The sequence below is a fragment of the Pseudomonas sp. RIT-PI-S genome, assembly GCF_025642975.1.
Lineage (GTDB): Bacteria > Pseudomonadota > Gammaproteobacteria > Pseudomonadales > Pseudomonadaceae > Aquipseudomonas.
Window position 1 is genome coordinate 110802 of the sequence record NZ_JANZKJ010000005.1, and the last position, 24091, is coordinate 134892.

Here is a 24091-nt window from a genome sequence, read left to right on the forward strand (position 1 = left end):
GCGGACCGGTGCGTATATATGACGCGTCGGCTGAGCGTACTTTCAGGAGATCCCGGCAATGAGCAACGACCTTAAACAAACCGTTCTAGAGCAACTTCAAACCGCCGCCAAGCCCGTCGCCACGGCGCTTGGCATGCAGCAGTTGATTCCGGTGGATTTAACGGGCCTCGGCAATCTGCCCTGGTTCTGGCAAAACGGCTTGCGCTTCAACGCTAAAACGTTCAACTGGTTGAACCACCTGTTCGCTTTCAAGGAAGGCACTTATGCAGCTCGTTTAGCACCTGCAAGATGCTGTTCTTCCATGCCGTCGGGTCAGTGATCTCTGTCTCGCCTCCACTTTGGGTAATCCATTGATCTGCTTGGTCATCGGGCTGAAAGGTCATTCTGATTCGCACTCTTCCTGAGTTAACCCGCTCGCAGAAGCGACCGCGTCCAGGCGCGCCTCTGCCCTTGCGGGAGTGAAGCAAGGGGCGAGATAGACGGGGACAAAGCCGAGGGGTGACCAGACCAGAGGCGGCGCTGGGTCTTCACCAGCGCCTAGTGGACATAGAAGAGTGTGTCGGGAGGATGTGTATTGAGCACGAGGGCGCTGACACGTACGCGTACGCCCAGGCCGCTGGCAGCAGCGTCATCGTGCTGGCCAAGAGGGGGTGGTGCCGCGCATCCGGGCAACGGGGCCCGGATGGCTTATCTGCATGTTACGCCGGCAACGGCGCTTTCTTCCGGGCCGGGGCGGTAGCGCGACGGCCTTCAATCCGCTCGATGTCTTCTACCGGGATGTAATAGCCGGGGTCATCCTTGGCCGCGTGCAACACGAAGGCACCGATGGTGCACACCACCCCGGCCAGGGCCAGCCACCAGATGTGCCACACCAACGCGAAGCCCATGGCGGTGATGAACGCGCCCATGAACACGCCGGTGCTGGTGTTGTTAGGCATATGGATCGGGCGGTAGCGTGGCGGCGTGTGCTGCCCCTGGCGTTTATGCCCATGGTAGGTGTCGATGCCGCTGACCTGCGGCAGCACGGCGAAGTTGTATATTGGCGGCGGCGAGCTGGTCGCCCATTCCAGGGTGCGGCCATCCCAGGGGTCGCCGGTCAAGTCGCGCCGGGCGTCGCGGTCGCGGATGCTCACGTACAGCTGGATCAGCTGGCAGGCGATCCCCAGGGCGATCAGCACCGCGCCGACCATCGCCAGGTGCAGCCAGGGTGTCCATAGCGGGTTGTCGGTGGCGTTCAGGCGGCGCGTCATGCCCATGAAGCCCAGCACGTACAGCGGCATGAAGGCCAGGTAGAAGCCGACCGTCCACAGCACGATGGCGGCCTTGCCCCAACCCTCTTGCAGGCGGAAGCCGAACACTTTCGGGAACCAGAAGGTCATCCCGGCCAGGTAGCCGAACACCGCGCCGCCGATGATCACGTTATGAAAATGCGCCACCACGAACAGGCTGTTGTGCAGCACGAAGTCTGCCCCTGGGATGGACAGCAACACCCCGGTGATGCCGCCGATGGAGAAGGTCACCAGGAAGCTCAGGGTCCACCACATGGGCGTGGTAAAGCGCAGGCGCCCGCGGTACATGGTGAACAGCCAGTTGAACAGCTTCACCCCGGTGGGCACGGAAATCAGCGCCGTGGCCATGCCGAAGAAGGCGTTCACGTTCGCCCCGGAACCCATGGTGAAGAAGTGGTGCAGCCATACCATGAAGCCCAGGAAGGTGATCGCGCCACTGGCGTAGATCATCGACTTGTGGCCGAACAACGCCTTGCCGGAGAAGGTCGACACCACTTCCGAATAAATCCCGAACGCCGGCAGCACCAGGATGTACACCTCCGGGTGGCCCCAGGCCCAGAACAGGTTCACGTACATCATCGGGTTGCCGCCCAACTCGTTGGTGAACAGGTGGAAGCCCAGGTAGCGGTCCAGGGTGAGCATGAACAGCGCGGCGGTGAGGATCGGGAAGGAGCTGACGATCAGTACGTTCGCCCAGGAACAGGTCCAGGTGAAGATCGGCATGTCCATCAGCTTCATGCCGGGGGCGCGCATCTTCAGCACGGTGACCAGGAAGTTGATGCCGGTGAGGGTAGTGCCGATGCCGGAGATCTGCAGCGCCCAGATGTAATAGTCCACGCCGACACCGGGGCTGAAGCTCAGCTCCGACAACGGCGGGTACGCGACCCAGCCGGTCTTGGCGAATTCGCCCAGGCCCAGCGATACGTTTACCAGCGCCGCGCCGGACACCAGCAACCAGAAGCTCAGCGAGTTCAGGAACGGGAAGGCGACGTCACGGGCGCCGATCTGCAACGGCAGGATGATGTTCATCAAGCCCGTGAAGAACGGCATCGCCATGAAGATGATCATGATCACGCCGTGGGCGGAGAATATCTGGTCGTAGTGCTCCGGCGGCAGGTAGCCGGGGCTGCCATCGGTGGCCAGGGCCAGCTGGCTGCGCATCATGATGGCGTCGGCGAAGCCGCGCAGCAGCATCACCAGCGCCACCACGATATACATCACGCCAATGCGCTTGTGATCGACGCTGGTCAGCCATTCGCGCCACAAGTAGCCCCATTTTCGGTAATACGTCAGCGCGGCCGCCAGGGCGATGCCCAAGAGGGCCACGCAGGCCAGCGTGATCATGACGATCGGCTCATGCCAAGGCACGGCCGACAAGGTGAGTTTTCCAAACATCTGCTGTCCCCGGTGGGTTCATTTCCGCCCCGTTTGGGGGCGCGCGCATGATGAACCCTGGGAACTGATACCGTCAGTTCCAGTTGTTGTTAAAAAAAACGGATCAGTTTCCTTTGCGCTGGCCCCTCCGGCAGTTGCCCGGGAGGTGCACTGAACCCGCGCACCCTCCTCCGAGTCGGTTGTAGATCGCTTACCTTCCGAGGAGTCGCTTATGCAGCCCTATGTCATCTGCCACATGATGTCGTCTGTGGACGGCCATGCCCTTACCGACGGCTGGGATCGTTCGTTCAAGAACGCCGCCGGCGAGCGCTACGAAAAGCTGGCGCAGACCTTCGCCTTCGATGCCTGGGTCTGCGGCCGGGTGACGATGCAGGAGATCGCTCACGACGAAGGCTATCCAACCGGCCTGGCGAAGGGGCCGATCCCGCGCACGCATCACTTCGCCAAGCGCGACGCCAAGCTTTACGCGGTTTCGATCGACCCACAGGGCAAGGTGGGCTGGAAGCGCAACGAGGTAGAGGGCGCCCATGTGGTGGAAGTGCTCACCGAAGGCGTTTGCGATGACTACCTGGCCTACCTGCAATCGGTAGGCGTGTCCTACCTGTTCGCCGGCAAGGACGACGTCGACCTCAAGCAGGCACTGGGCATTTTGGGTACGGAGCTGGGCTGCAAGCGCGTGATCGTCGAAGGCGGCCCACATGTGAGCGGGTCATTCGTGAATGCGGGCCTGGTGAACGAACTGAGCGTGCTGATCCTGCCGCTGGTGGATGGCCGTGGTGAACACCCGGCGTCATTCGAAATCGCCCCGGCCGCCTGGAAGCAACCTACTTACCTCAAGTTGAGCAATGCCGAGGCGCAGGAGGACGGCTCGGTTTGGCTGCGGTACACCCAGGCGTAGCGCGCCGTGGCTACTGATCCGCTATAGTGGCGTGTTTTCCTTGCCAGGCGGATCAGATGCACAAGCTCAAGCGCTACGAAAAACTGGCCGACGAGATCGCCGCGCTGATCCGTTCCGGCATTCTCGCGCCCAACCAACGGGTGCCCTCGGTGCGGCTCGCCTGCCGCAACTACGACGTTAGCCCCGCCACGGTGTTCAAGGCCTATTACCTGCTCGAAGACCGCGGCCTGATCCAGGCCAGGGCCCGCTCCGGCTATTACGTACGCGAGCATGCCCGTGGCAGCCTGGCCGAGCCGAAGATGAGCAAGCGCGAGACCGCGGTGCAAGAGGTGGACGTCAGCGAGTTGGTGTTCTCCGTGCTCGGCTCCCTGAAAGACCCGCACACGGTGCCCTTCGGTTCGGCGTTCCCGAGCGCCGACGCGTTTCCCCTGGCCCGTCTGGCCAAGTCCATGGGGCAAGGGCTGCGGGCGCTCTCGCCGCATCAGATCATCGCTGACCAAACCGCTGGCAACGACCCCCTCAAACGGCAGATCGCGTTGCGCTACACCCTGGCCGGGGTGATGCTGCCCATGGACGAATTGGTGATTACCAACGGTGCCATGGAGGCGCTGAACCTGTGCCTGCAGGCGGTGACCGCGCCGGGCGACCTGGTGGCGATCGAAGCCCCGGCCTTCTATGCCTGCCTGCAGGTGCTCGAACGGCTCAAGCTCAAGGCGGTGGAAATCCCGGTGCACCCGCGCGACGGTATCGACCTCGACGGCCTGGCCGACAGCCTGGCCAGGCTGCCGATCAAGGCCTGCTGGTTCATGAGCAGTTTCCAGAACCCCATGGGCGCCAGCCTCACCGCCGAGCGCAAGCAGCGGCTGATCGAGCTGGTGCACCAGCACCAGGTGCCGCTGATCGAGGACGACGTGTATTCGGAGCTGTACTTCGACAGCCAGCCCCCTCGCCCGCTGAAAAGTCATGACCGGGACGGGCTGGTGATGCACTGCGGTTCGTTCTCCAAAAGCCTTGCGCCCGGCTACCGCATCGGTTGGGTGGCGGGTGGGCGCTTCGCCGAGAAGATCGCCCAGCTCAAGCTAATGACCACCATTTCCCCTTCGGTGCCGGCACAGGTGGCCATCGCCGACTACCTGCAACACGGCGGCTATGACCGCCACCTGCGTAAGTTGCGGCACAGCCTGGAAAGCCAGCAGCAAGCCATGCTCGCCGCGGCGGAGCGCTATTTCCCCGCCGAAACCAAAGTCACCCGCCCCCATGGCGGGTACTTCCTGTGGTTCGAATTCCCTGAGCGGGTAGACTCGCTCACCCTGTTCAAGGTGGCCCTCGCCCAAGGGATCAGCCTGGCGCCAGGGCCGATCTTCTCCGCCTCCCGCTCGTTCCGGCACTGCGCCCGGCTCAACTACGGGCATGCCTGGGGCGAGGACAGCGAGCGGGCGATGGCCTTGCTAGGGCAGGTTCTCGCGGCGTTCTGACAGGTTCGCAGGCTTCGGCCGCGCGCCCGCGCCGGGCTGCGAACCACGGCTCGCACCTTCAACTCATCCAGTTCCCGCCATCGACGTTATACGTCTGCGCCACGACGTACTCGCTGTCGCTCGAAGCCAGGAACACCGCCATGCCGGTGAGGTCCTGGGCGGTGCCCATGCGCCCGAACGGGACCGCCTGGCCGACCAGGGCCTTCTTTTCGCCCCTGGGGCGGTTTTCGTAGCGGGCGAACAGGGCATCCACGCCGTCCCAGTGCTCGCCGTCCACCACCCCCGGGGCGATGGCATTGACGTTGATGCCGTGCTTGATCAGGTCCAGCCCCGCCGACTGGGTGAGGCTGATCACCGCCGCCTTGGTGGCGCAATAGACCCCCACCAGCGCCTCGCCACGGCGCCCGGCCTGGCTGGCCATGTTGATGATCTTGCCGCCGTGGCCCTGGGCGATCATCTGTCGCGCCGCGGCCTGCAGGGTGAACAGGGTGCCGGCGACGTTGATCGAGAACAGCCGGTCAACGCTTTCGCGGCTGATCTCGACGATGGGGGCCAGGTCGAACAATGCGGCGTTGTTGACCAGGATGTCGAGCTTCCCCACCTGCCGGATCACTGTGGCGATGGCTTGGTCGATCGAGCCTTGCGTGGTGACGTCCATCGCCACCGCGTAAGCGCCCTGGCCGAGTTCGGCGGCGGTGGCCCGGGCGCGTTCGAGGTCGATATCGGCAATGGCCACGCTGGCGCCCTCCGCCAGGTAAGCCTGGGCGAAGGCCCGGCCGATGCCCCGCGCCGAACCTGTGATGAGCGCGCTTTTACCTTCAAGTCGTTTCATGTGCTGATCCTCGGTATTGGGCATGGCCGGTTATTTCGGATAGCCCGCTCGTTTCATTTCACGTTCGGTGCTGCTTTGCGCGGCCGCCAACGCTTGCTGCACGGTCATCTGCCCCGTCAGCGCGGCGGAGAACAGCTTGCCTACGGAGGTGCCGATGGCCTGGAATTCGGGGATGGTCACGTACTGGATGCCGGTGTATGGCACCGGTTGCGCCGAAGGGTGGGACGGATCGGCATGCTGCATCATGTTGAGGGTGACCTGGGCGAAGGGCGCGGCCTGGAGATAGGCCGGGCTGTAGGTGGACCGACGCGTGCCCGGCGGCACGTTGGTGATGCCGTCCTGCTCGGTGACCAGCTGCACGTAGGGCTTGGACGTGGCCCAGGCGATGAAGGCCTTGGCCGCCGCCTTGTGCTGGGAGGTGACTGGAATCGCCAGCGACCAGGCATAGAGCCACGAGCTGCCTTTATCGGTCGCCTGCACCGGCGCGGCGGCGAAGCCGACGTTGTCTGCCACCGAGCTTTGCGTTTTGTCGGTGGTGAACGAGCCGGCGACGCTGGCGTCCACCCAGATGGCGCACTTGCCGCTGTTGAACAGCGCCAGTGTTTCGTTGAAGCCGTTGCTGGTCACGCCCGGCGGGCCATAGTGCTGCAAAGCGTTCACATAAAAGTTCGCGGCCGCCGCCCACTCCGGGCTGGTCAGCTGCGGCTGCCAGCGCTCGTCGAACCAGCGGGCGCCGAAGGCGTTGGCCATGGTGCTCAGCAGCGCCATGTTTTCCCCCCACCCCGCCTTGCCGCGCAGGCACAGCCCGTATTGGCCCTTGCTCTTGTCGGTGAGCCTGGCGGCAAACTCGCCCAGCTGCGTCCAGGTAGGCGCTGCCGGCATGCTCAGCCCCGCAGCCTTGAACAGGTCGGTGCGGTAATACGTCACCGTGCTTTCGCCATAGAACGGCAGGGCGTAAAGGCTGCCGTTGACCGACAGCCCCTGGCGCACTGCTGGGAACAGGTCGTCCACATCGTAGTCGGCGGGCAGGTCGGCCAACGGCTCGAGCCAGTGCTTGGCGCCCCACAAGGGCGTTTCGTAGGTGCCAATGGTCAGCACATCGAACTGCCCGCCGGCGGTGGCGATATCTGTCGTCAGGCGCTGGCGCAGCACGTTCTCCTCGAGCACCACCCAGTTGAGGCTGACCTCGGGGTGCTGCTGCTCGAAGAACCTGGACAGCCGCTGCATGCGGATCATGTCGCCATTGTTCACGGTGGCGATGGTGAGGGTTTCGGCCGCCGGGCTGGCGAGTGTCACGCCCAGGCCGGCAGCGAGGATCAACGCAGGGGTACGCTTCATGGAGGCTCTCCGCTCCGGGCCAGGCCCGCTGGAGCTGTTGTTTTTGTTATTGCCAACCGCACATCGGTGGCGGACGCGCCGATTAGAGCAGCGCCGGGCTGCCACGAACAAACGAATCCAGTACGCCCGTTCGATGCTTTTTTTACCCAGGGCGCACCCTGGCATGCCGGGCAAAAAAGTATCGAAACCCCGCACCACCGAGGCTAGCCGGGCCGGGCGGTTTCAACGTAGGGTTAGCCGGCCACACCGCCTAACAACGATAAGAAGGGGCAGCAGATGCCGATCAAGCGCAGCGCACTCCTGGAGCATCCGCCGGCCGAGCTCGAAGTGATCCTGCCGCCGCCGGATCAGTTCTTTCGCTGGTACGAGCACGGCTACCCTTACCCACTGGCCCGCTGGAACCACCATCCGGAGTTTGAGATTCACCTGATCCGCCAGGGCAGCGGCAGGTTGGTGGCCGGCGACTACATCGGCGCCTTCGGCCCTGGGCACGTGGCGCTGATCGGGCCGGGGCTGCCCCATGACTGGATCGGTGACCTGGCCGCCGGGGAATACTTGCCCAACCGCGACGTGGTGCTGCAATTCGATGGCGCGGCGCTGTTGGCGTTGCGCAATACCTTCCCCGAATTCGGCGAACTGAAAACCCTGTTCGACCTGGCCCGGCGCGGCCTGGAGTACAGCGGCGACACTGCTGCACAGGCCGCCTGCTTGCTCGAACGCATCGGCGCCGCCCAGGGCCTGGCGCGGCTGGCCCTGTTGCTGCAACTGCTGGCTACCCTGGCCCAGGCGCCCTCCCCTGAGGTGCACACCCTGGCCAGCCCCTGCTATGCGCCGTCCCTGGACGCACGCAGCGCCGAACGGGTGCATCAGGCCTTCGACTACCTGCTGGCCGAGTTGACCGCCGACCCTCGCCTGTCGGTGATCGCCGAGCGCCTGGGAATGAGCGAGCCCGGCTTCTCGCGCTTCTTCAAACGCATCACCGGCCACGGCTTCATCGACCTGATGCGCAAACTGCGCATCCAGCGCGCCTGCCGCCTGCTGGCGCAAACCGAACTGTCCGTCACCGAGATCTGCTTCGACGTCGGTTATAGCAACGTCTCCAACTTCAACCGCCAGTTTCGTTGCGAGATGAAGCAGACGCCTAGGGAGTATCGGCGGGGCAGCGGGCTGGCACCGATAAACCCCACGCAAGCTCATTCGTCGGGTTAAGCCCGAGGGCCGTGGTTGGACGCATCCTAGGGTTTCTGCTTTGCTAAGCCGCAACTGACAGAACCTCTTTCGCCCTATAAGGCATGCCTGTGATTTCACCTACTGATGAAGAACGCCAGCGGCTGCGTTTAGCCTGCAGCGCGGAATTGAATGGGTTCGCTGAACCTACGCCAGCACAATGGTTTGAGGAGATGGCGCAGTGGGCGCGGGCCAATGAGGTGAACCATGATCGCTACGGCAGCGGCGCGCTCATCAATGACTTCGAAGCGAAAGTCGCCGAGGTGCTGGGTAAAGCGTCCGCGCTATTCCTCCCCAGCGGTGTCATGGCCCAGCTGATTGCGCTACAGATCTGGGCCGAGCGTCGGCGCTTGCCACGCATAGGCCTGCACGCAACTTCACATTTGCTGATTCACGAGGAGCAGGCCTATCAGGCGCTATTCCAACTGCAGGCAGTGACAGTCGGCAATCGTCTAAGGCCCATACTCGCCAGTGATCTTTTGGCCATTGCCGAGCCACTCAGTTGCCTGGTAACCGAGTTGCCCGCACGCGAGATAGGCGGTCAACTTCCAGATTGGGACGAGCTGCAAGCCCTTAAATCGGCTGCCAAAGACACTGACACGCCGCTGCATATGGACGGTGCCCGGTTGTGGGAAACCCGTGCGTTTTATCAGCGCTCTTACGCTCAGATTGCCGAAGGCTTCGCATCAGTATACGTCTCGGCTTATAAGGGGCTCGGTGGTATCGCCGGCGCCCTGTTGGCGGGCGATGCGGACTTTATCGAACAAGCCCGGGTATGGCGCAGGCGGCTTGGAGGCACGTTGATCAAGCAGGGCCCAATGGTGATGAGCGCCGCCATGGGTTTCGACCGTCGCCTGGCGATGCTAGAGGCCTGCTACCAAAGAGCATTGAGTGCAGCGGGATGTCTGTCCACTATCTGCGGTATCCGCGTGCTGCCGCGAATACCGCAGGTAAACATGTTCCACCTGTACATCGACGCAGATCGGCAAACGCTACTCGAAGCGCGGGACCAAATTGCCCGCCAGGAAGGCTATTGGTTGTTCAACGACGTGCAGGCCTGCGATGTTCCCGGCTGGAGCAAAACCGAATACTACGTTGGGGACCGGTTGCTGGCGGTCAGCGATGAGCAGCTTACCGCGCTGTTTCGGCGGTTGATGGGTTTGGTAAAAGAGCCTCCTACGCACGGCACCGTGGGAGCGGATTTATCCGCGAATACACCCTGATTGACAGGTTGTCATCGGCAGCGTTTCGGTTCGCGGATAAATCCGCTCCTACGCAATCGGCGCTCAGCCGTCTTGCAGTGCCGGCGCCACCCCTCTGCCCTCGTATGCACTCGCAGGCCGCGATGATGGTTGGGTAAGAGAGCCTCTGGCGCACGGCACTGTGGGAGCGGATTTATCCGCGAATACACCCTGATCGGCAGGTCGTCATCGGCGGCGTTTTCGGTTCGCGGATAAATCCGCTCCTACGCAATCGGCGCCCAGCGTTATTGCAAGGCCGGCGCCACACCTCTGGCTTCGTGCTCACTCGCAGGCGCGATGATGGGTTGATCCGGCGCACGGCACTGTGGGAGCGGATTTATCCGCGAATACACCCTGATCGGCAGGTCACCATCGGCGGCGTTTCCGGTTCGCGGATAAATCCGCTCCTACGCACCCGGCGGTCAGCTTCCTTGCAAGGCCGGCTCCAAGCCTTCGCTCTCTTGCTCGCCCTCGAGGGAGATGCGATAGGTCTCGGGCAGCGCGAGGCCGCCGGCCAGGGCCAGCACTGCAATCAGGACCAGGTAGAACGCCGGTGCGAGGTTGCTGCCGGTCAGGTCGATCAGCCAAGTGGCCATCAGCGGCGCGGTGCCGCCGAAGAGCGTGTACGCCAGGTTGTAGGTGATCGCCGAGGCGGTGTAGCGGGTGCGGGTGGGGAAGGTTTCGGCCAGCAGCGCGGCGGTGACCACGCCGCACAGCACCGCGCCCACGGCGAGCAGCAGCACCCCCGCGATCGCTGGGCCTACCGCGCCCGTGCCTGCCAGCCAGTATGCGGGGAAAACCGTCAGCATGAGCCAGAGGCAGGTGAAGCCGATGGTTCTGCGCCGGCCCACCTTGTCTGAAAACGCCCCGGCCACCGGGCAGGCGCCGGCGGCGAAGAGCAGCGCAACGGTCGACACCAGCAACGACTGCGCGCGGCTCAGGTGGCCGGCGACCTGCAGGTAGGTGGCGAAGTAGGTGGTGAACATATAGAACGACAGCGCGGTGAGGGAGATAAACGCTCCGAGGCAGCATATGGCGGCGCCGTGGTCGCGCAGGGTCTGGCGCAGCGGCGAGTGGCCGTGGACGTCTGCCGCTCGCCGGGCGGCCCTGAACGCCGGCGTTTCTTCCATGCGCCAGCGCAGCACCAGCCCGACGATGCCCAGCGGCGCGGCCAGCAGGAACGGCACGCGCCAGCCCCAGCTGGCCATGGCGTCGGCGGTCAAGCTGGCCTCCAGGGCGTAAGCGAGCACCGCGGCCAGGGCAAAGGCCGAAAAGGTCGACACTGGCACGAAGCTGCCGTACCAGGCGCGCTTGTGCCTGGGAGCATGCTCCATAAGGTACGCCACGGCCCCCGCGTACTCGCCGCCGGCGGAAAAGCCCTGGACGCACCTGGCCAAGGTCAGCAGCACTGGCGCCAGCACACCGATGCTGGCGTAGGTGGGGAGCAAGCCGATAGCGGTGGTAGCCCCGGCCATCATCAGGATGGTCGCCGCCAGGATACGCTTGCGCCCCAGGCGGTCGCCCAACGCGCCGAACACCACGCCGCCCAGCGGGCGCAGGGCAAAGGCCACGGCGAAAACCGCAAAGGTTTTGAGCAGTGCAACCCCAGGGCTGCTGCTGGCGAAGAATTGCGCCGCAATGACCGTGGCGAGGAAGCCATACACCGCGAAATCGAACCACTCCACGAAGTTGCCGATGGCCGAAGCCGCGATCACCTTGCGTAAGGTGGCCGGTGGAACCTGCCCTGGGATATGCATAGCCATGCGCGCGCTCCTGAATCGTGATTCAGGGATTATCGGCAGTGGCACAACCCTCGATGTTCAAGAAACGCCTCTGGCATAGCCATTAGCGCGGTGTGCGCTGATCCCCGAGCAGCCCGCTTACCTGCGTCATCAGCGCATCCAACGCGAATGGCTTGGTGAGCAACTCGGTGGCGGGCTCCAGATGGCACTGGTCGAGCACATGGCTTTGCGCATACCCGGTCATGAACAGCACCGGCAGGCCCGGCCGGGCCAGGCGCCCCGCATCGGCCATCTGGCGGCCGTTCATGCCGCCCGGGAGGCCAACGTCGGTCACCAGCAGATCGATGCGCACATCCGAGCGCAACAACTGCAGCCCGGCATGGCCGTCGGCCGCCTCGATCACCACGTAGCCCTGGCCGGTCAACAGCTCGGTCAGCAGCACGCGCATCGACGCCTCGTCATCTACCACCAGCACGGTAACGCCACTGACCGTGCGGTGGGCGCCGGCGAAGGATGGAAGCGCGTTGCGCGACACCACGGGCGCGGCATGGTGCGGCAGGTGAAGGTAAACCTGGGTGCCGACGCCTGGCTCGGAATGGATTCTGATCTGCCCGCCAGACTGCCGCGCAAAGCCGTAGACCATGGACAGCCCGAGGCCGGTGCCCGCCCCCGCCGGCTTGGTGGTGAAGAAAGGCTCGCAGGCCCGGGCCAGGACGTGCGCCCCCATGCCCACGCCGGTGTCGCTCACGCAAATCGTCAGGTATTCGCCAGGGGCCAGCTCGGGTGCCAGGTCGGCACCGGCCGCAAGGTGGGTATTGTAGGTCTGGATGACGATACTGCCGCCGCCGGGCATGGCATCGCGGGCATTGATGCACAGGTTCAACAGGGCGTTCTCTACCTGCGCCGGGTCGACCAGCGCAGGCCAGAGTTCCGCTGCCAAGTCCACGCTGATGCCCACCGCCGGGCCCACGGAACGGCGGATCAGTTCTTCCATGCCGCGGATCAGGCCATTGACGTCGGTGGGCACCGGGGCGAGGGTTTGCTGGCGAGAGAACGCCAGCAACCGGTGGGTCAAGGCCGCCGCTCGCTGCACCGCGCCCTGGGCCACGGACAGGTACCGGTCGATTTCCGCCCCGCGCCCCTGGGCAAGGCGCATCTGCATCATTTCCAGGCTGCCGCTGATCCCGGCCAGCAGGTTGTTGAAATCATGCGCGATCCCGCCGGTGAGCTGCCCCACCGCTTCCATTTTCTGCGCCTGGCGAAGGGCTGCCTCGGCCGCTTCCCGTTCACTGATGGCGGCGGCGACGCGTGCTTCGAGGGTGTGGTTGAGGTCCTGCAGTGCCGCCTCGGCGGTCTTGCGCGCGGTCACGTCGATGGAGGAGCCGATCAGCCCGATCACCTCCCCCGCATCATTGAACAGCGGCGCCTTGACCGAGAGCCACACCACCGCCGAACCGTCGGGCATATCGACCCGCTCCTCGATCTGCTCGGCCTTGCCGCCGCGCATGATTCGCTGGTCGGTGGCCATGATCTGCCGGGCCTGGGCCTTGTCTTCGAGGAACTCGACGTCCGTTTTACCCAGGTAGAACGCCGGGGGCTTGCCGATCAGCTCGGTGGTGCCATGGTTGGCCACGAGCATCCGCCCCGCCACGTCCTTGGCGTACACCACGCCCGGAACCGCGGCGGTGAAGGTGCTGAGCAGGGCCGTGAGCCGGTCGCGCTCGGCTTCGGCGGCGCGGCGCATCTCGATGTCCAGCAGCACGCCGGGAAACCGCACCGGCTGGCCGGTGCTGTCCAGCTCCACCCGGCCATTGGCCTCGATCCAGCGATACACGCCGTCGGTTTGCAGCACGCGGTATTCGCAGCGATAGGGCCCGCCACGGCCGAGGGCTTCGGCGATGGCGGCCGCAACCCGGGCGCTATCCTCGGGGTGGATCGAAGCCATCACCTCGTCCAGCGACAGCCCGTCGACGCACCGCTGGGCAGACAGCCCGAACGACCGAGCGAAGCGCTCGTCGGCGCTGAAGTGGTCGTTGGGTACGTCCCAGACCCAGGTACCGACGATCGCGCCGGCATCCAGCGCCAATTGCAGGCGCTCGGCGGCATCGCTGGCCGTCGCGGCCTGCGTCGCTTGCGTGGGCCCAGGGCCGGTCGAGGGGGGATTCATGAGGGGACTCACCTGGTGCAGCCATGATCTGTCAGAAAGGGCGCGGGGGCAGGCGACAACGCGCCCGTACGCCGCGAACTGGCTGCGTTAGTGGGCGAGATGGTGCCCGCGTGCAAGCTTGTTTTCAAGAGGCATCCGTCCGCGGTGCGCGGCGCCCGCCGAACGCTTCGGGCCGCAAGAAAGTATCGGAACCCAAGGGTCGCCGTGCTAGCCGCCTGGAAGGTTTCCCCTTATGTTAGGCCGCTAAAACCCAAGCCAAGGAGAATCAAACATGGCAATGCCCCGCGCAGTGGTCTTCGGCGAAGCCTTGACCGACATCGTGCAAGGCGCGCCGGGCCACTGGCAAGGCTATCCAGGCGGCGCCCCGTGGAACGTGGCCCGCGGCCTGAGCCTGCTGGGCGTGCCCAGCGCCTTCGCCGGTTCGATCAGCCGCGACTCGCTCGGAGACGAAATCGCCTGGCAATCGGAAGCCGCCGGGCTGGACATGGCGTTCATCCAGCGCGCGGATACCGACCCGCTGGTGGCCATCGTGGCGTCCAGCCGCCCTCCCCGGTACTTTTTCGCTGGCGAGTCCGACCTGCATTTCGATGCCGCTGCGTTGCCAACCGGCTGGCTCGACGCTGCGCAACTGTGCCACTTCAGTTGTATCAGCCTGGCGCGCCAGCCACTGGGCGAGCGCTTGGTGGCGATCGCCCGGCAGGCGCGGGCCGCCGGCAAGTGCATCAGCTACGACCCCAACTGGCGCAACCTGATGGATGACGCCTATCGGCAGCGGACCTTCCCGACCATGGTGGCCCTGGCGGACGTGATCAAGCTCTCGGACGAAGACCTGCGGCAGATCTACCCGGGCCTGGATGAGCAGCACGCCTTGGCCGAACTGCGCGGTTTGAATGCCACCGCGCAGATCCTGTTCACCCGAGGTGAACACGGCATGGTGCTGCATACCACCGACGGCTGCTTCGAACAGCCGGCCATTCGCGTGCAGGTCGCCGACACTGTAGGCGCCGGCGACGCCAGCATGGCCGGTTGGTTGGCGTCGGGGTTGCTGGGCATCAGCGACCTGCAGGAGCGCCTGCGTTTTTCCGCCGCCTGCGCCTCGGTGTCGTGCAGCCATGCCGGGGCGCATGCCCCAACCATGGCAGAGGTGCAAGCGCTACTGGCGGCCAATGGCTGATCAGAACCAGCGGTCCTGCATGTCGAACGTCAGGCTGTTGCCCTCGATCAACAGCCTGGCAAGGCCGGGCAGTGGCGCCAGCTCCCAGGTCATGAAATAACGCGCCGCCTGGAGCTTGCCGTTGTAGAAGTCGGCCTCGCTGCCGTTGGCGCCCTCGCCCAGCGCGCGGCTTGCCACCAGCGCCTGGCGCAGCCACAGCCAACCCACCAACACGCGGCCGAACAGGTCCAGGTATGCGCTGGCATTGGCCAGGCCGCGGTCGATATCGGCCGCTATCTGCTGCTGCAGCGCTGTCGTCACCTGTTCGAGCACCCCCAGGGCGTCTTCCAGCGCCGCGGCCAACGCCTGGCAACCGGTGTCGTTGCCGGCCTCGGTGAGCGTGTGCCGGGCGTGGGTCAGGAACAGCCCATAGCCGGCGCCGCCCCGCGAGCCGAGCTTGCGCCCAAGCAGGTCCAACGCCTGGATGCCTTCGGTTCCCTCATGGATGGGGTTCAAGCGGTTGTCGCGGTAGTACTGCTCCAGCGGGTATTCGCGGGTGTAGCCGGCGCCTCCCAGCACCTGCAAGCCGATATCCGAAGCCAGCACGCCATAACGCGAGGGCCAGGACTTGACCATGGGGGTGATGAGGTCCAACAGCTCGGCGGCATCGCGCCGAGCCTGTTCGCCGGCCGCGGTGCGCGCGTCTTCCACCAGGCTGCTGGCATACAGGCACAAAGCCAGGCTGCCTTCGGCGTAGACCTTCTGTTGCAGCAACATGCGCCTTACATCGGCGTGCTCGATGATCCGCACCTGTGCGGTGGCGGGGTCCTTGGCGCCCGGCAAGCGGCCTTGCGGGCGTTCGCGGGCATACGCCAGGGCATGGATATAGCTCTGGTAACCGAGGCTGGCGGCACCGAGGCCAACGCCGATACGGGCCTCGTTCATCATCTGGAACATGTACGCCAGCCCATGGCCAGGCTCGCCGACCAGGTAACCGTGGGCACCCTCGCCTTCGCCGAAACTGAGCACCGTGGAGGTGGTGTTGCGATAGCCCATCTTGTGCAGCAGGCCCGCCAGGGCCACGTCGTTGCGCGCACCCAGCTGGCCATCGGCGTTCACCAGGTACTTGGGTACCAGGAACAGCGAAATGCCCCGGGCGCCCGCCGGCGCGCCGTCGATCCGGGCCAGCACCATGTGCACGATGTTCTCGGTCAGCTCGTGGTCGCCACCGGAGATGAACATCTTCTGCCCGAACACCCGGTAGGTGCCGTCCGCTGCCGGCCGGGCACTGGTGCGCAGATCTCCCAGGGCGGAGCCCTGCCCCGGCTCGGTCAGGGCCATGGTGCCGCTGAACCTGCCATCAAGCATGGGCGGCAAGAAGCGCTCGCGCAGCTCCGGGCTGGCGAAGCTTTTCACCAGGTTGGCGGCACCGATGCTCAGGAACGAGTACGCCACCATGGAGATGTTGGCGGCGTTGAAATAGGCCATGCAGGCACGCAGCAGCACTTCTGGCAGCTGCAGGCCGCCCTCTTCGTAATCGTGCTGGGCGGCGAGGAAACCTGCCTGGGCAAACGCATCCCAGGCCTGTTTCGTTTCGTCGATCAAGGTGACCCGCTCGCCATCGAACGTGGGCTCGTGGGTATCGCCCTTGCGGTTGTGGGGCGCGTAGAAGTCCGCGGCCAGCTGCCGGGCGGTGTCGAGGATGGCATCGAACACGCCACGGTCATGCTCGGCATAGCGCGGCCGCTCCAGCAGCGCTTGGGTATCGAGCAACTCATACAGCGCAAAGCGCAGTTCCCGTTCGTTGAGCAGCAGGTCAGTCATGGAGGCTCTCTAGGCGGCAAGCGTGGATGGCGGCAACGGAGGCAGAGCCTAGCAGGGGGACCCCGCTGGGATACATGAGGATGTTGGTGGTGTATGGGCAGGATTCACGCAGTGAATTGCAACTGCACCCAAAAGCGGCGGGTGCCACGGCCGCCCGGCTGCGCGCTCATGCCGATGTATAAAGCGCGCGGCCGACAGGCTGGGGGTTATGAAGGAAAAGGAATGTGCCCCTGGCGGGCTCGAGCCCAGCCCGCAGATGGGGGTTTACATCCAGCCACGCCCGGTGAAGTCGCGGATCAGTTCAGTGAAGCGGCTTACCTGGTTGGCATTGAGCGCGCCGGCGACCGCCAGCCCGCTGAGGTAGCCCAACAACTCGTCACGCGGATAAGCCGCGCCTTGGGCCGCCAGCGCAGTTGCGCGAAATTCCTCGACCTGGGTCTGATGCCCCCAAGCGATGCCGTGGGGCATGCGTACCTGCGCCAGTTCGTCGAAAAATGCATTGATTGCCTGCTCGGCCGCGGCGTCGTTGTCGTGCTCGCACATGTCACCCCCCTTTGGTGCTTATAGGCCACGACAACGGACAGGCAACAACCATGGCAATGAAGGCAATGTACTCCCGATCAGTTCCGTGGCAAAGCGCCACTTCCGCTGGGCTGACCAATGCCCGCCACGGCTGCGCTCAGGGCTTGGCGGAATGAGCATTCTTGGCCGGATCGGGCGCTGCCGTGCCGCCGCTGGAGGGCATTGCATCATGCTGCTGGCCGGTCGGGTCGGCGAGCTGCACCACCTTGCCGTGCTGCCATGCGTCGGCTGCCGGGTTCACCGGCGGTGCGACGATATCGGCTCGGCTGCGTTTCTCCTCGGCGCTGTCGATGCCCAGGCGGCTGTCGCGCTGGCTGACCATGGCGGGGTCGGCCTGGCCGTCCGCGGTGAAGCCCATCATCAGCTGGGGCACGCCCAGCGGCAGGGTCTTGTCCAGGTCGGTGTGCCAGGTGTGCCAGGTTTTCCCGTAGGTGTGCACCAGCTTGTCCATCAGCGCGTGCTCGGCAGGCCCCGGGATGCCAGGCGCCACCAGTTGGCCGGATTTCACCTCATGCATATGGCTGTGCCACAGGGCCTGCTCCTGGGGAGGAAGGCCGGCGTACAGCCGCTCGCTGATGATGTATTCGACCCCCATCAGCTTGGCATCCTTGACGTTGCCGTCGTAGATCACGCACTGGATCACCTCCTCGTTAAGGATCGAGCAGTAATGGTGCGCTTCCATTTGCGAATGGATATGCCCGTTATAGAAATGAAACCCGTCCAGGTAGGCGTTGAGCGCGTCGATCGGCGGCCGGCTTTGCAACAGCGCGGCGCCGCTGTCCAGGGCCACGGTATCGGCTTTCTTCGCGGCGCCCGGCGCGGTGACGTCGGAGTGGGTGTTGTTGGCGCTGCAACCGGCGATGACGCCAGCGGCCAGGAGCAGCACTAACGGGTTGCTAGGGATCATGACGGACCTCGAGATAGGCGGGGGTCCGCATAGCGTAGCTTGGCAAACCCACGCGGCACGGTTCGCAGGCCGGCGCCAGCGCCTACCCGAACACAGCCGCCTGCGGGAACGGGCAAAAGCCCGCGAACCTTCTCCCACTGGGTTCGCGGGCTGGCGCCAGTGCCTACAGCCCCGACTTCAACCGGGTGAAGGCCCGGGTCATGGCCTGGTTGAAGGCTTTGCTGTTGTCGTTCTTGCTGTACAAGGTGGCGCGCACCTCGGCGGGTGGATAGGTGGCAGGGTCGTTGCGGATGGCCGGGGCCACCAGGGCATCGGCGGCAGTGATCGCGTTGGCGTAGTGGATGGTGTCGGTAATCGGGGCGATCACCTCCGGGGTCATCAGGTAGTCCATCAGCGCGTGGGCCTCGGCCGGGTGCGGCGCATCGGCGGGGATCACCATGGCATCGAACCAGATCAGCGTGCCTTCCTTGGGGATCTTGTACACCAGGCTGAACGGCTTGTTGGCGGCCGCGGCCTGGGTCGCGGCCATGGCGATGTTGCCGTTCCAGGACATCGACAGGCAGGTGTTGCCGTTAGCCATGTCGTTGAGGTTCAGGTCGTTGTCGAAGTACCGCACGTAGGGGCGGATTTTCGCCAGTTGCTGCTCGGCCAGCTTGAGGTCGTCCAGGCTCTGGCGGTTGATGTCCAGGCCCATGTAGCGCATCACCGCAGCGAAAACCTCGTTGGGGTCGTTCAGCAGGCTCACCCCGCAGTCGGCGAATTTGGACACCACCGCCGGGTCGAACAGCATGGCCCAGCTGTCCGTGGGCGCATTCGGCAGGCGGCTGGCGATCGCCTGCTGCTGGTAGCCGAAGCCGGTGGTGCCCCAACCATAGATGCCGGCATAGCGGTTACCCGGGTCGAACACCGCCATCTCGCGGCGGAAGGCTTCGCCAATGCCGCTGTAATGGGGCAGCTGTTGTTTGTCCAGCGGCTGGATCGCCTTGGCGGCGATGGCCCGTGACAGGTGCTGGCCGGCGGTAAGGACCAGGTCGTAGCCGCTGCGGCCGGTCATCAGCTTGGTTTCGACGATCTCCAGGTTATCGAAGTGGTCGGCGACCACCCGGATGCCCGTTTGCTTCTCGAAGTTGGCGAGGGTGTCTGGGGCCAGGTATTCGCCCCAGATGTACAGGTTGACCGTGGGCCTGGGTGGGTCTGCCGCCTGGCTGGCCCAGGGCACCAACAACCACAGCAGGCCTAGCCCCAGATAGGTTTTCTTCATGCCGCCCCTCCTTGGCTACCCTGCCGCGCGCCGGCGTATTGCGGCATGGTGATGCAGGCGACGTTGCCCCCGCCGAGAAGAATCTCCCGAGAATTCTCGATCCCGATGATCCGATGGCGTGGGAACAGTTCGGTGAGGGTCGCCAGCGCCTGGCGGTCTTCCGGCACACCGAACAGCGGCACCACGATGGCGCTGTTGCCGGCGTAGTAGTTGATATAGGAGGCGCAAATCCGCGTGCCCGCCTCGCGGGTGTGGGTCGTGTCCAGTTGGTCCAGCCCGGCGGCTTCGGCGGCGGTCCACTCGAGTGGGTCTGGCTGCGCCAGTTTGTGCACCTTGAGCTCACGGCCACGGCTGTCGCGGGTGCTGCGCAGTACGTCATAGGCCTCTTGATAGATCTCCCACTGCGGGTCGTCGCGGTTGTCGGTCCATTGCAGCACCACTTCGCCGGGGCGCACGAAGCACGCGAGGTCGTCCACATGGCCGTCGGTTTCATCGAATTTGCAGCCGCGCGGCAACCAGATCACCTGCTCGGCGCCCAGGTAATCGGTCAGCCGTTGGGTGACCTCGGCCTTGCCCAGGTGCTGGTTCCGGTTGCGGTTGAGCAGGCACTGCTCGGTGGTGAGGATGCTGCCCTGGCCATCGCTCTGGATGCCGCCCAGTTCGGCGATCAGTGGCGCGCGATAGCGGTCGAGGTTCTCGATCTCGAGGATCTTCGCGGCGATCTGGTCGTCGCGGTCCCAGGGGAAGTACAGGCCGCCATCCAGGCCACCGTAGGCGTTGAACTCGAAGTCCACGCCGCGTACCTCGCCGCTGTGGTCGTTGACCACGAAGCACGGGCCGCTGTCGCGGAACCAGGTGTCGTTGCAGGTCATCTCCACCACCCGCACCTGGGGCGGCAGCAGGCGGCGGGCATTGGCGAATTGCGCGGCGGAGGCGCACACGGTCACCGGCTCGCTGCTGGCGATGGCCGTAACGATTTCCACCCACACGTGCTGCGCGGGCTTGCCGCCGTTGCGCCACACGTCTGGGCGCTCGGGCCAGCCGAGCCAGCAGCCGGCCTTGGGTTCGAACTCGCCGGGCAGGCGGAAACCGTCGTGCTTGGGAAGGGTGTCGAGCAAGCGTGCCATGGGAACCTCGTTAGCGGGCGGGAATAGCTCAACCCTACGGCTTCAAAGCCCAACGGCGCCAACGAGCAATATTGCACAACCCTTGAGCTGGATTCATCAATCGCCCAACTGCTCGGCAAACCAGCCCAGTAACTGCGCGACCGCGGGGCGGTCCTGGCGCACCCGCTCGCACACCAACGCGTACTGGCCCAGGGCAGTGATCGAGGCCGCGAACGGCCTGACCAGGCGGCCGCTGTGCAGGTCCTCCTGGGCGGTCAGGTTGTCGCCCATGGCGATCCCCTGCCCCTGGATCGCCGCCTCCAGGGTGAGCCCGGCGTGGGGCAGGTAGAGGTGCCGCGCGGGCCGCAGGTCGCCGCCGTGACGGGCCAGCCAGGCGGTCCAGGTCTTGCCGTCCTGGTCGTCGTGCAGCAGGCAATGGCGGGCGAGGTCTTTCGGCACCTTGAGGGTGCCCTGGTTGAACAGCCCCGGGCTGCACACCGGAAAGAACTCCAGCGCCGGCAGCGGGCGCACGAAATAGGCGCTGCTGTCCGCCGGGCCGCCGCCATAGGTGATGGCCACGTCGATGTCCTGGCCGGGCACCGTCGCTTCGATGGGCTGCTCATACAGGTGCAAGGTGATGTGAGGGTAACGGTAGGAGAAATCGCTCAACCGGCTGATCAACCACTTCTGCGCCAGCTCCGTGGTCACGGCCAGGCGCAACACGGCCAGCGACGATGGGTCGCGCAGTTGGTCGCAGGCCTCGCCAATCAGTTCGAATGCCTGCTGCAAGCGCTGCATCAACCGCCCGGCGGCTGGCGTGGGGCGCACCTGCCGCCCCTCCCGCACGAACAGCGCCACCCCCAGTTGCTCCTCCAACTGGCGAATCTGATGGCTCACCGCGCTGTCAGTGACGCACAGCTCGGTGGCGGCGCGGCCGAAGTGGGCATGACGGGCCGCGCACTCGAAGGTTTTCAACGCACCCAGGGACGGCAGACGTCGCATGGCACAGCCTCTTGAGCAAAACGGCCATGCTGCCTAGGTACGCGGCTGGGGTAAAGCCAGGCGTGTTCGGTGAGGCATCAGAGCTCAGGGGTGTATTTCACGCTGAACATCAGGTTGCGCGGGTCCCCGTAGTAGTTGTTGTACTCACTCGTGCTGTAGGCCGGCACGTAGTACTTCTTGTCGAACAGGTTGTTCATGTTGGCTGCCACGGTGATTTCATCGCTGACCTTGTACGCCACCCGGGCATCCCAGATGGCATAGCCCGGCAAGTCGAACGAGGGATCGCGGCCATAGGAGGTGGTGCCGGTCACGGCCGTCACCCCTGCTCCCAGAGACACCCGTTCGAGGGCGCCCGGCAGGGTGTAGTCCGCCCACGCCTTGAGTTGATGCTTGGGCGACCAGGTACTGAACACCTGGCCTTGGTAACGGGTGTCCTTGAGGTACTGGGTGGTGTTGTAGACGTAGCCCGCCATCAGTTGCAGGCCACTGAGCACCTCCCCGCTGATCTGCGCTTCAAGGCCCTGGCTGCGGACCTCACCTGCCGCCCGGGAGCAATAGCACGTGCCGTTGTTGCTCTCGGTGTCCGGGGTGGCGAGGTTCTGCTGGTCGTAGCGGAACAACGCAATGGAGGTGTTCACCGCGCCGTCGAACAGCTCGCCCTTCAACCCCAGCTCGTAGTTCTTGCCGGTGACCGGCTCGATAACAGTCCCCTGCGCGCTCTGGTTGGTCTGCGGCTGGAAGATATCGGTGTAGCTCAGGTACGTGGACCATTGCGGCGTGAGCGCGTAGACGAGGCCCGCATAGGGTGTGAACTCGCCCGAGGTGGTGGTGGTCGACGGCTCGCCTATCGCAGCCCCGGTGAAATCCCGGGCGGTATAGGTCAGGTCATACCAACTGGTGCGCGCACCGAGGATCAGCTTGAGCGGGTCGGTGAGGTTGACCGACCATCGGCTATAGAGGCCCTTCTGGATGATGTCGTAGTCGGTCAGGCGGCCCAGGCCGTTGCCCGCTGCGTCCCGGCGAGTGGCCAGCTCGTAGATGCTTGGCATCGGCCGGTGATGGTCCACGTCGAAGGAGTCCGCGCCCGCCATGGGCGCCCGGGCATAGCGGTCGTCGGTCTTGATCTGCGAGTAGTTGGCCCCCACCAGGAACGTCTGCTCGAAACCGAACCCGGTAAACTGCCCATCCAGGTAGAGGTCCAGCCCCTTGTTGCGCGTGGTGAAGTCGGTGGCCCAGTCGATGTAATCGTTGGCGGCGCCATTGTTGGGCACCGCGTTCCACAACGCTTGGTAGGTGGCACCGTTGTGCTCGCTCATATACACGGCGGCAGCCTTGGCATGCCAGTCGTCGTTGAGGCGGTAGGTGGCGTCGAGGAAAGCGGTGGTCTGGTCGTTGTCTGCACGGTTCCAGGCAGCGCCGACGTAGCTCGATCGGCTCCAGTGTGGATCGCTGCCATCGGCATAACGCGGCAGGCCAAGCATGGCCGGGCGGGAGTGGCCTTTTTGATTGGACACCCCTACCCCTACGGTCAGGTCGGGTGTGAAGTCGATGTCCAGCGCGCCGTAGGCGGTCTGTTTCCACCCCCGCACGTAGTCGATGAAAGAGCCCCCTTCGTTCTGGCTGACCACCGTACGCCCCCGCACCGTGCCGCTCTGGTTCAGCGGCCCGCCAGCGTCCACGCTCAGGCCGTAGCGGTCCCAGGTGCCCGCGGTGCCGGTCACGGTAACGGCGGGCTTGTCCTGGCCGCGCTTGCGCACCAGGTTCAGCGCGCCACCCGGGCTGTCCCCGCCCTGCAGCAGCGCTGCCGGCCCACGCAACACTTCGGCACGGTCGTAAATGCCCAGGTCTTCGGTAAGGTAGCTGCCCAACGAGTAGGTGTTACGGGGCAGCGGCACACCGTCGTACTGCACGGTATCGATGCTAAAACCGCGGGAATAGATAAACAGCCCGGCACCGGGAGACTTGGCCGCGGTCAGCCCCGGCGCGCGATTGACGAGGTCGGAAATGCTGTTGGTGTTCTGGTCATCCATCTGCTGACGGGTGATCACCGTGATCGACTGCGGGATGTCTTTCACCGCCTGAACGCCCTTGTCTACGGTCACCGCGCCGGAGGTATAAGACCGGCTGCCCTCGGTGGTGACGGCGGACCCCACCGAAGCGGAACTCACCGCGGTGACCCCCAGGTCGACCACCCCCACTTTGGCGCGGGTAACCGTCAGCAGGCTGCCGTCCATGCGATAACTGATGCCCCCCTGCCCATTAAGCAGGCGATTGACCGCCTCATCCGTGCCCATCCGCCCCTTCACCGTGCCGCCACTCACACCCTCGAGGTCCGCTGCGTTGTAGAGCACCTGAAGACCGCTCTGCTCGCTGAATTGCTCGAGCGCGGAGCGCAGTGGCTGGGGGGCGATGTTGAAATTGACCTCCGCGGCGCATACCTGCGCCGATAGCGGCAGCAGGCAGGCCACGCCCAGGCGGGCGAAGCGCCCGGGGCCCCGGGCCGCCCCTGCGGCCGCCAGGGCACTGACCAGGGGTTTGAATGAATGGATTGCTGGCATCATGCCCTCTACGTACGGTGTAGCCGGGGCAGGTCGCCATCGAGCGGACCAGGCAGCGCCGGCAGATGTTTGCCGGTAGAACGCAGCGGCAGCT

At 65.0% G+C, this 24091-nt stretch carries 18 protein-coding genes; 6 read left to right on the forward strand and 12 right to left on the reverse strand.

Annotated features, from left to right (window positions below; translation table 11 throughout):
- Positions 1 to 58: 58 nt before the first annotated feature.
- Positions 59 to 319, forward strand: a complete 261-nt coding sequence (locus OGL93_RS09665) for a hypothetical protein (RefSeq protein ID WP_263262417.1) — start codon at positions 59 to 61, stop codon at positions 317 to 319.
- A 379-nt stretch (positions 320 to 698) separates the two neighbouring features.
- On the opposite strand, the gene cyoB is transcribed toward OGL93_RS09665, so the two are convergent.
- A complete protein-coding gene (gene cyoB, locus OGL93_RS09670) occupies positions 699 to 2684 on the reverse strand; it encodes a cytochrome o ubiquinol oxidase subunit I (protein WP_263262418.1) in 1986 nt (661 codons plus the stop codon).
- A gap of 211 nt (positions 2685 to 2895) precedes the next feature.
- Between cyoB and OGL93_RS09675 the strand changes: the two genes are divergently transcribed.
- On the forward strand, positions 2896 to 3582 hold the full coding sequence (locus OGL93_RS09675; protein WP_263262419.1) for a dihydrofolate reductase family protein: 687 nt from the start codon (positions 2896 to 2898) through the stop codon (positions 3580 to 3582).
- Positions 3583 to 3638: 56 nt separating this feature from the next.
- Positions 3639 to 5057, forward strand: coding sequence for a GntR family transcriptional regulator MpaR (mapR, locus tag OGL93_RS09680; RefSeq protein ID WP_263262420.1), 1419 nt, complete (start codon positions 3639 to 3641; stop codon positions 5055 to 5057).
- A gap of 58 nt (positions 5058 to 5115) precedes the next feature.
- Here the strand turns inward: mapR and OGL93_RS09685 are convergent, their stop codons facing one another.
- Positions 5116 to 5889 (reverse strand): L-iditol 2-dehydrogenase, encoded by a 774-nt coding sequence (locus OGL93_RS09685; protein ID WP_263262421.1) that lies wholly within the window; start codon positions 5887 to 5889, stop codon positions 5116 to 5118.
- Positions 5890 to 5919: 30 nt separating this feature from the next.
- Positions 5920 to 7227, reverse strand: a complete 1308-nt coding sequence (locus OGL93_RS09690) for a sugar ABC transporter substrate-binding protein (protein WP_263262422.1) — start codon at positions 7225 to 7227, stop codon at positions 5920 to 5922.
- 276 nt (positions 7228 to 7503) lie between these two features.
- On the opposite strand from OGL93_RS09690, the gene OGL93_RS09695 reads away from it, so the two are divergent.
- Together OGL93_RS09695 and OGL93_RS09700 are read left to right on the forward strand one after the other, a co-directional pair.
- Positions 7504 to 8436, forward strand: coding sequence for an AraC family transcriptional regulator (locus OGL93_RS09695; RefSeq protein ID WP_263262423.1), 933 nt, complete (start codon positions 7504 to 7506; stop codon positions 8434 to 8436).
- 191 nt (positions 8437 to 8627) lie between these two features.
- On the forward strand, positions 8628 to 9677 hold the full coding sequence (locus OGL93_RS09700) for a beta-eliminating lyase-related protein (RefSeq protein ID WP_263262424.1): 1050 nt from the start codon (positions 8628 to 8630) through the stop codon (positions 9675 to 9677).
- Positions 9678 to 10117: 440 nt separating this feature from the next.
- Here the strand turns inward: OGL93_RS09700 and OGL93_RS09705 are convergent, their stop codons facing one another.
- Entirely contained in the window at positions 10118 to 11452 is a 1335-nt protein-coding gene (locus OGL93_RS09705) for an MFS transporter (protein ID WP_263262534.1), read from the reverse strand.
- Positions 11453 to 11540: 88 nt separating this feature from the next.
- Entirely contained in the window at positions 11541 to 13604 is a 2064-nt protein-coding gene (locus OGL93_RS09710; protein WP_263262425.1) for a PAS domain-containing sensor histidine kinase, read from the reverse strand.
- Positions 13605 to 13875: 271 nt separating this feature from the next.
- Between OGL93_RS09710 and OGL93_RS09715 the strand changes: the two genes are divergently transcribed.
- Positions 13876 to 14778, forward strand: coding sequence for a carbohydrate kinase (locus OGL93_RS09715; protein ID WP_263262426.1), 903 nt, complete (start codon positions 13876 to 13878; stop codon positions 14776 to 14778).
- Here OGL93_RS09715 and OGL93_RS09720 read toward each other — a convergent pair whose 3' ends face one another.
- The 7 genes from OGL93_RS09720 to OGL93_RS09750 all read right to left on the reverse strand — a co-directional run bounded on the left by OGL93_RS09720 (position 14779) and on the right by OGL93_RS09750 (position 23997).
- Positions 14779 to 16581 (reverse strand): acyl-CoA dehydrogenase, encoded by a 1803-nt coding sequence (locus OGL93_RS09720; protein WP_263262427.1) that lies wholly within the window; start codon positions 16579 to 16581, stop codon positions 14779 to 14781. It lies immediately after the preceding gene.
- A 264-nt stretch (positions 16582 to 16845) separates the two neighbouring features.
- Positions 16846 to 17124 (reverse strand): hypothetical protein, encoded by a 279-nt coding sequence (locus OGL93_RS09725; RefSeq protein ID WP_263262428.1) that lies wholly within the window; start codon positions 17122 to 17124, stop codon positions 16846 to 16848.
- A gap of 136 nt (positions 17125 to 17260) precedes the next feature.
- Complete coding sequence (locus tag OGL93_RS09730) at positions 17261 to 18070, reverse strand: OBAP family protein (protein WP_263262429.1); 810 nt, start codon at positions 18068 to 18070, stop codon at positions 17261 to 17263.
- Between the two features lie 163 nt (positions 18071 to 18233).
- Positions 18234 to 19331: an extracellular solute-binding protein gene (locus OGL93_RS09735; protein ID WP_263262430.1), complete on the reverse strand. Its 1098-nt coding sequence runs from the start codon at positions 19329 to 19331 to the stop codon at positions 18234 to 18236.
- Positions 19328 to 20458: an agmatine deiminase gene (aguA, locus tag OGL93_RS09740; protein WP_263262431.1), complete on the reverse strand. Its 1131-nt coding sequence runs from the start codon at positions 20456 to 20458 to the stop codon at positions 19328 to 19330. The genes OGL93_RS09735 and aguA overlap by 4 nt, the downstream gene beginning before the upstream one ends.
- A 96-nt stretch (positions 20459 to 20554) precedes the next feature.
- The gene (locus tag OGL93_RS09745) at positions 20555 to 21439 is read right to left on the reverse strand and encodes a LysR substrate-binding domain-containing protein (protein WP_263262432.1); all 885 of its coding nucleotides are present in this window, start codon (positions 21437 to 21439) and stop codon (positions 20555 to 20557) included.
- 77 nt (positions 21440 to 21516) lie between these two features.
- On the reverse strand, positions 21517 to 23997 hold the full coding sequence (locus OGL93_RS09750) for a TonB-dependent siderophore receptor (RefSeq protein ID WP_263262535.1): 2481 nt from the start codon (positions 23995 to 23997) through the stop codon (positions 21517 to 21519).
- Between the last annotated feature and the right edge of the window lie 94 nt (positions 23998 to 24091).

Coding starts and splice junctions, on each gene's coding strand:
- OGL93_RS09665 (WP_263262417.1), top strand. CDS start 59: ATGAGCAACGACCTTAAACAAACCGTTCTAGAGCAACTTCAAACCGCC.
- cyoB (WP_263262418.1), bottom strand. CDS start 2,684: ATGTTTGGAAAACTCACCTTGTCGGCCGTGCCTTGGCATGAGCCGATC.
- OGL93_RS09675 (WP_263262419.1), top strand. CDS start 2,896: ATGCAGCCCTATGTCATCTGCCACATGATGTCGTCTGTGGACGGCCAT.
- mapR (WP_263262420.1), top strand. CDS start 3,639: ATGCACAAGCTCAAGCGCTACGAAAAACTGGCCGACGAGATCGCCGCG.
- OGL93_RS09685 (WP_263262421.1), bottom strand. CDS start 5,889: ATGAAACGACTTGAAGGTAAAAGCGCGCTCATCACAGGTTCGGCGCGG.
- OGL93_RS09690 (WP_263262422.1), bottom strand. CDS start 7,227: ATGAAGCGTACCCCTGCGTTGATCCTCGCTGCCGGCCTGGGCGTGACA.
- OGL93_RS09695 (WP_263262423.1), top strand. CDS start 7,504: ATGCCGATCAAGCGCAGCGCACTCCTGGAGCATCCGCCGGCCGAGCTC.
- OGL93_RS09700 (WP_263262424.1), top strand. CDS start 8,628: ATGGCGCAGTGGGCGCGGGCCAATGAGGTGAACCATGATCGCTACGGC.
- OGL93_RS09705 (WP_263262534.1), bottom strand. CDS start 11,452: ATGCATATCCCAGGGCAGGTTCCACCGGCCACCTTACGCAAGGTGATC.
- OGL93_RS09710 (WP_263262425.1), bottom strand. CDS start 13,604: ATGAATCCCCCCTCGACCGGCCCTGGGCCCACGCAAGCGACGCAGGCC.
- OGL93_RS09715 (WP_263262426.1), top strand. CDS start 13,876: ATGGCAATGCCCCGCGCAGTGGTCTTCGGCGAAGCCTTGACCGACATC.
- OGL93_RS09720 (WP_263262427.1), bottom strand. CDS start 16,581: ATGACTGACCTGCTGCTCAACGAACGGGAACTGCGCTTTGCGCTGTAT.
- OGL93_RS09725 (WP_263262428.1), bottom strand. CDS start 17,124: ATGTGCGAGCACGACAACGACGCCGCGGCCGAGCAGGCAATCAATGCA.
- OGL93_RS09730 (WP_263262429.1), bottom strand. CDS start 18,070: ATGATCCCTAGCAACCCGTTAGTGCTGCTCCTGGCCGCTGGCGTCATC.
- OGL93_RS09735 (WP_263262430.1), bottom strand. CDS start 19,331: ATGAAGAAAACCTATCTGGGGCTAGGCCTGCTGTGGTTGTTGGTGCCC.
- aguA (WP_263262431.1), bottom strand. CDS start 20,458: ATGGCACGCTTGCTCGACACCCTTCCCAAGCACGACGGTTTCCGCCTG.
- OGL93_RS09745 (WP_263262432.1), bottom strand. CDS start 21,439: ATGCGACGTCTGCCGTCCCTGGGTGCGTTGAAAACCTTCGAGTGCGCG.
- OGL93_RS09750 (WP_263262535.1), bottom strand. CDS start 23,997: ATGCCAGCAATCCATTCATTCAAACCCCTGGTCAGTGCCCTGGCGGCC.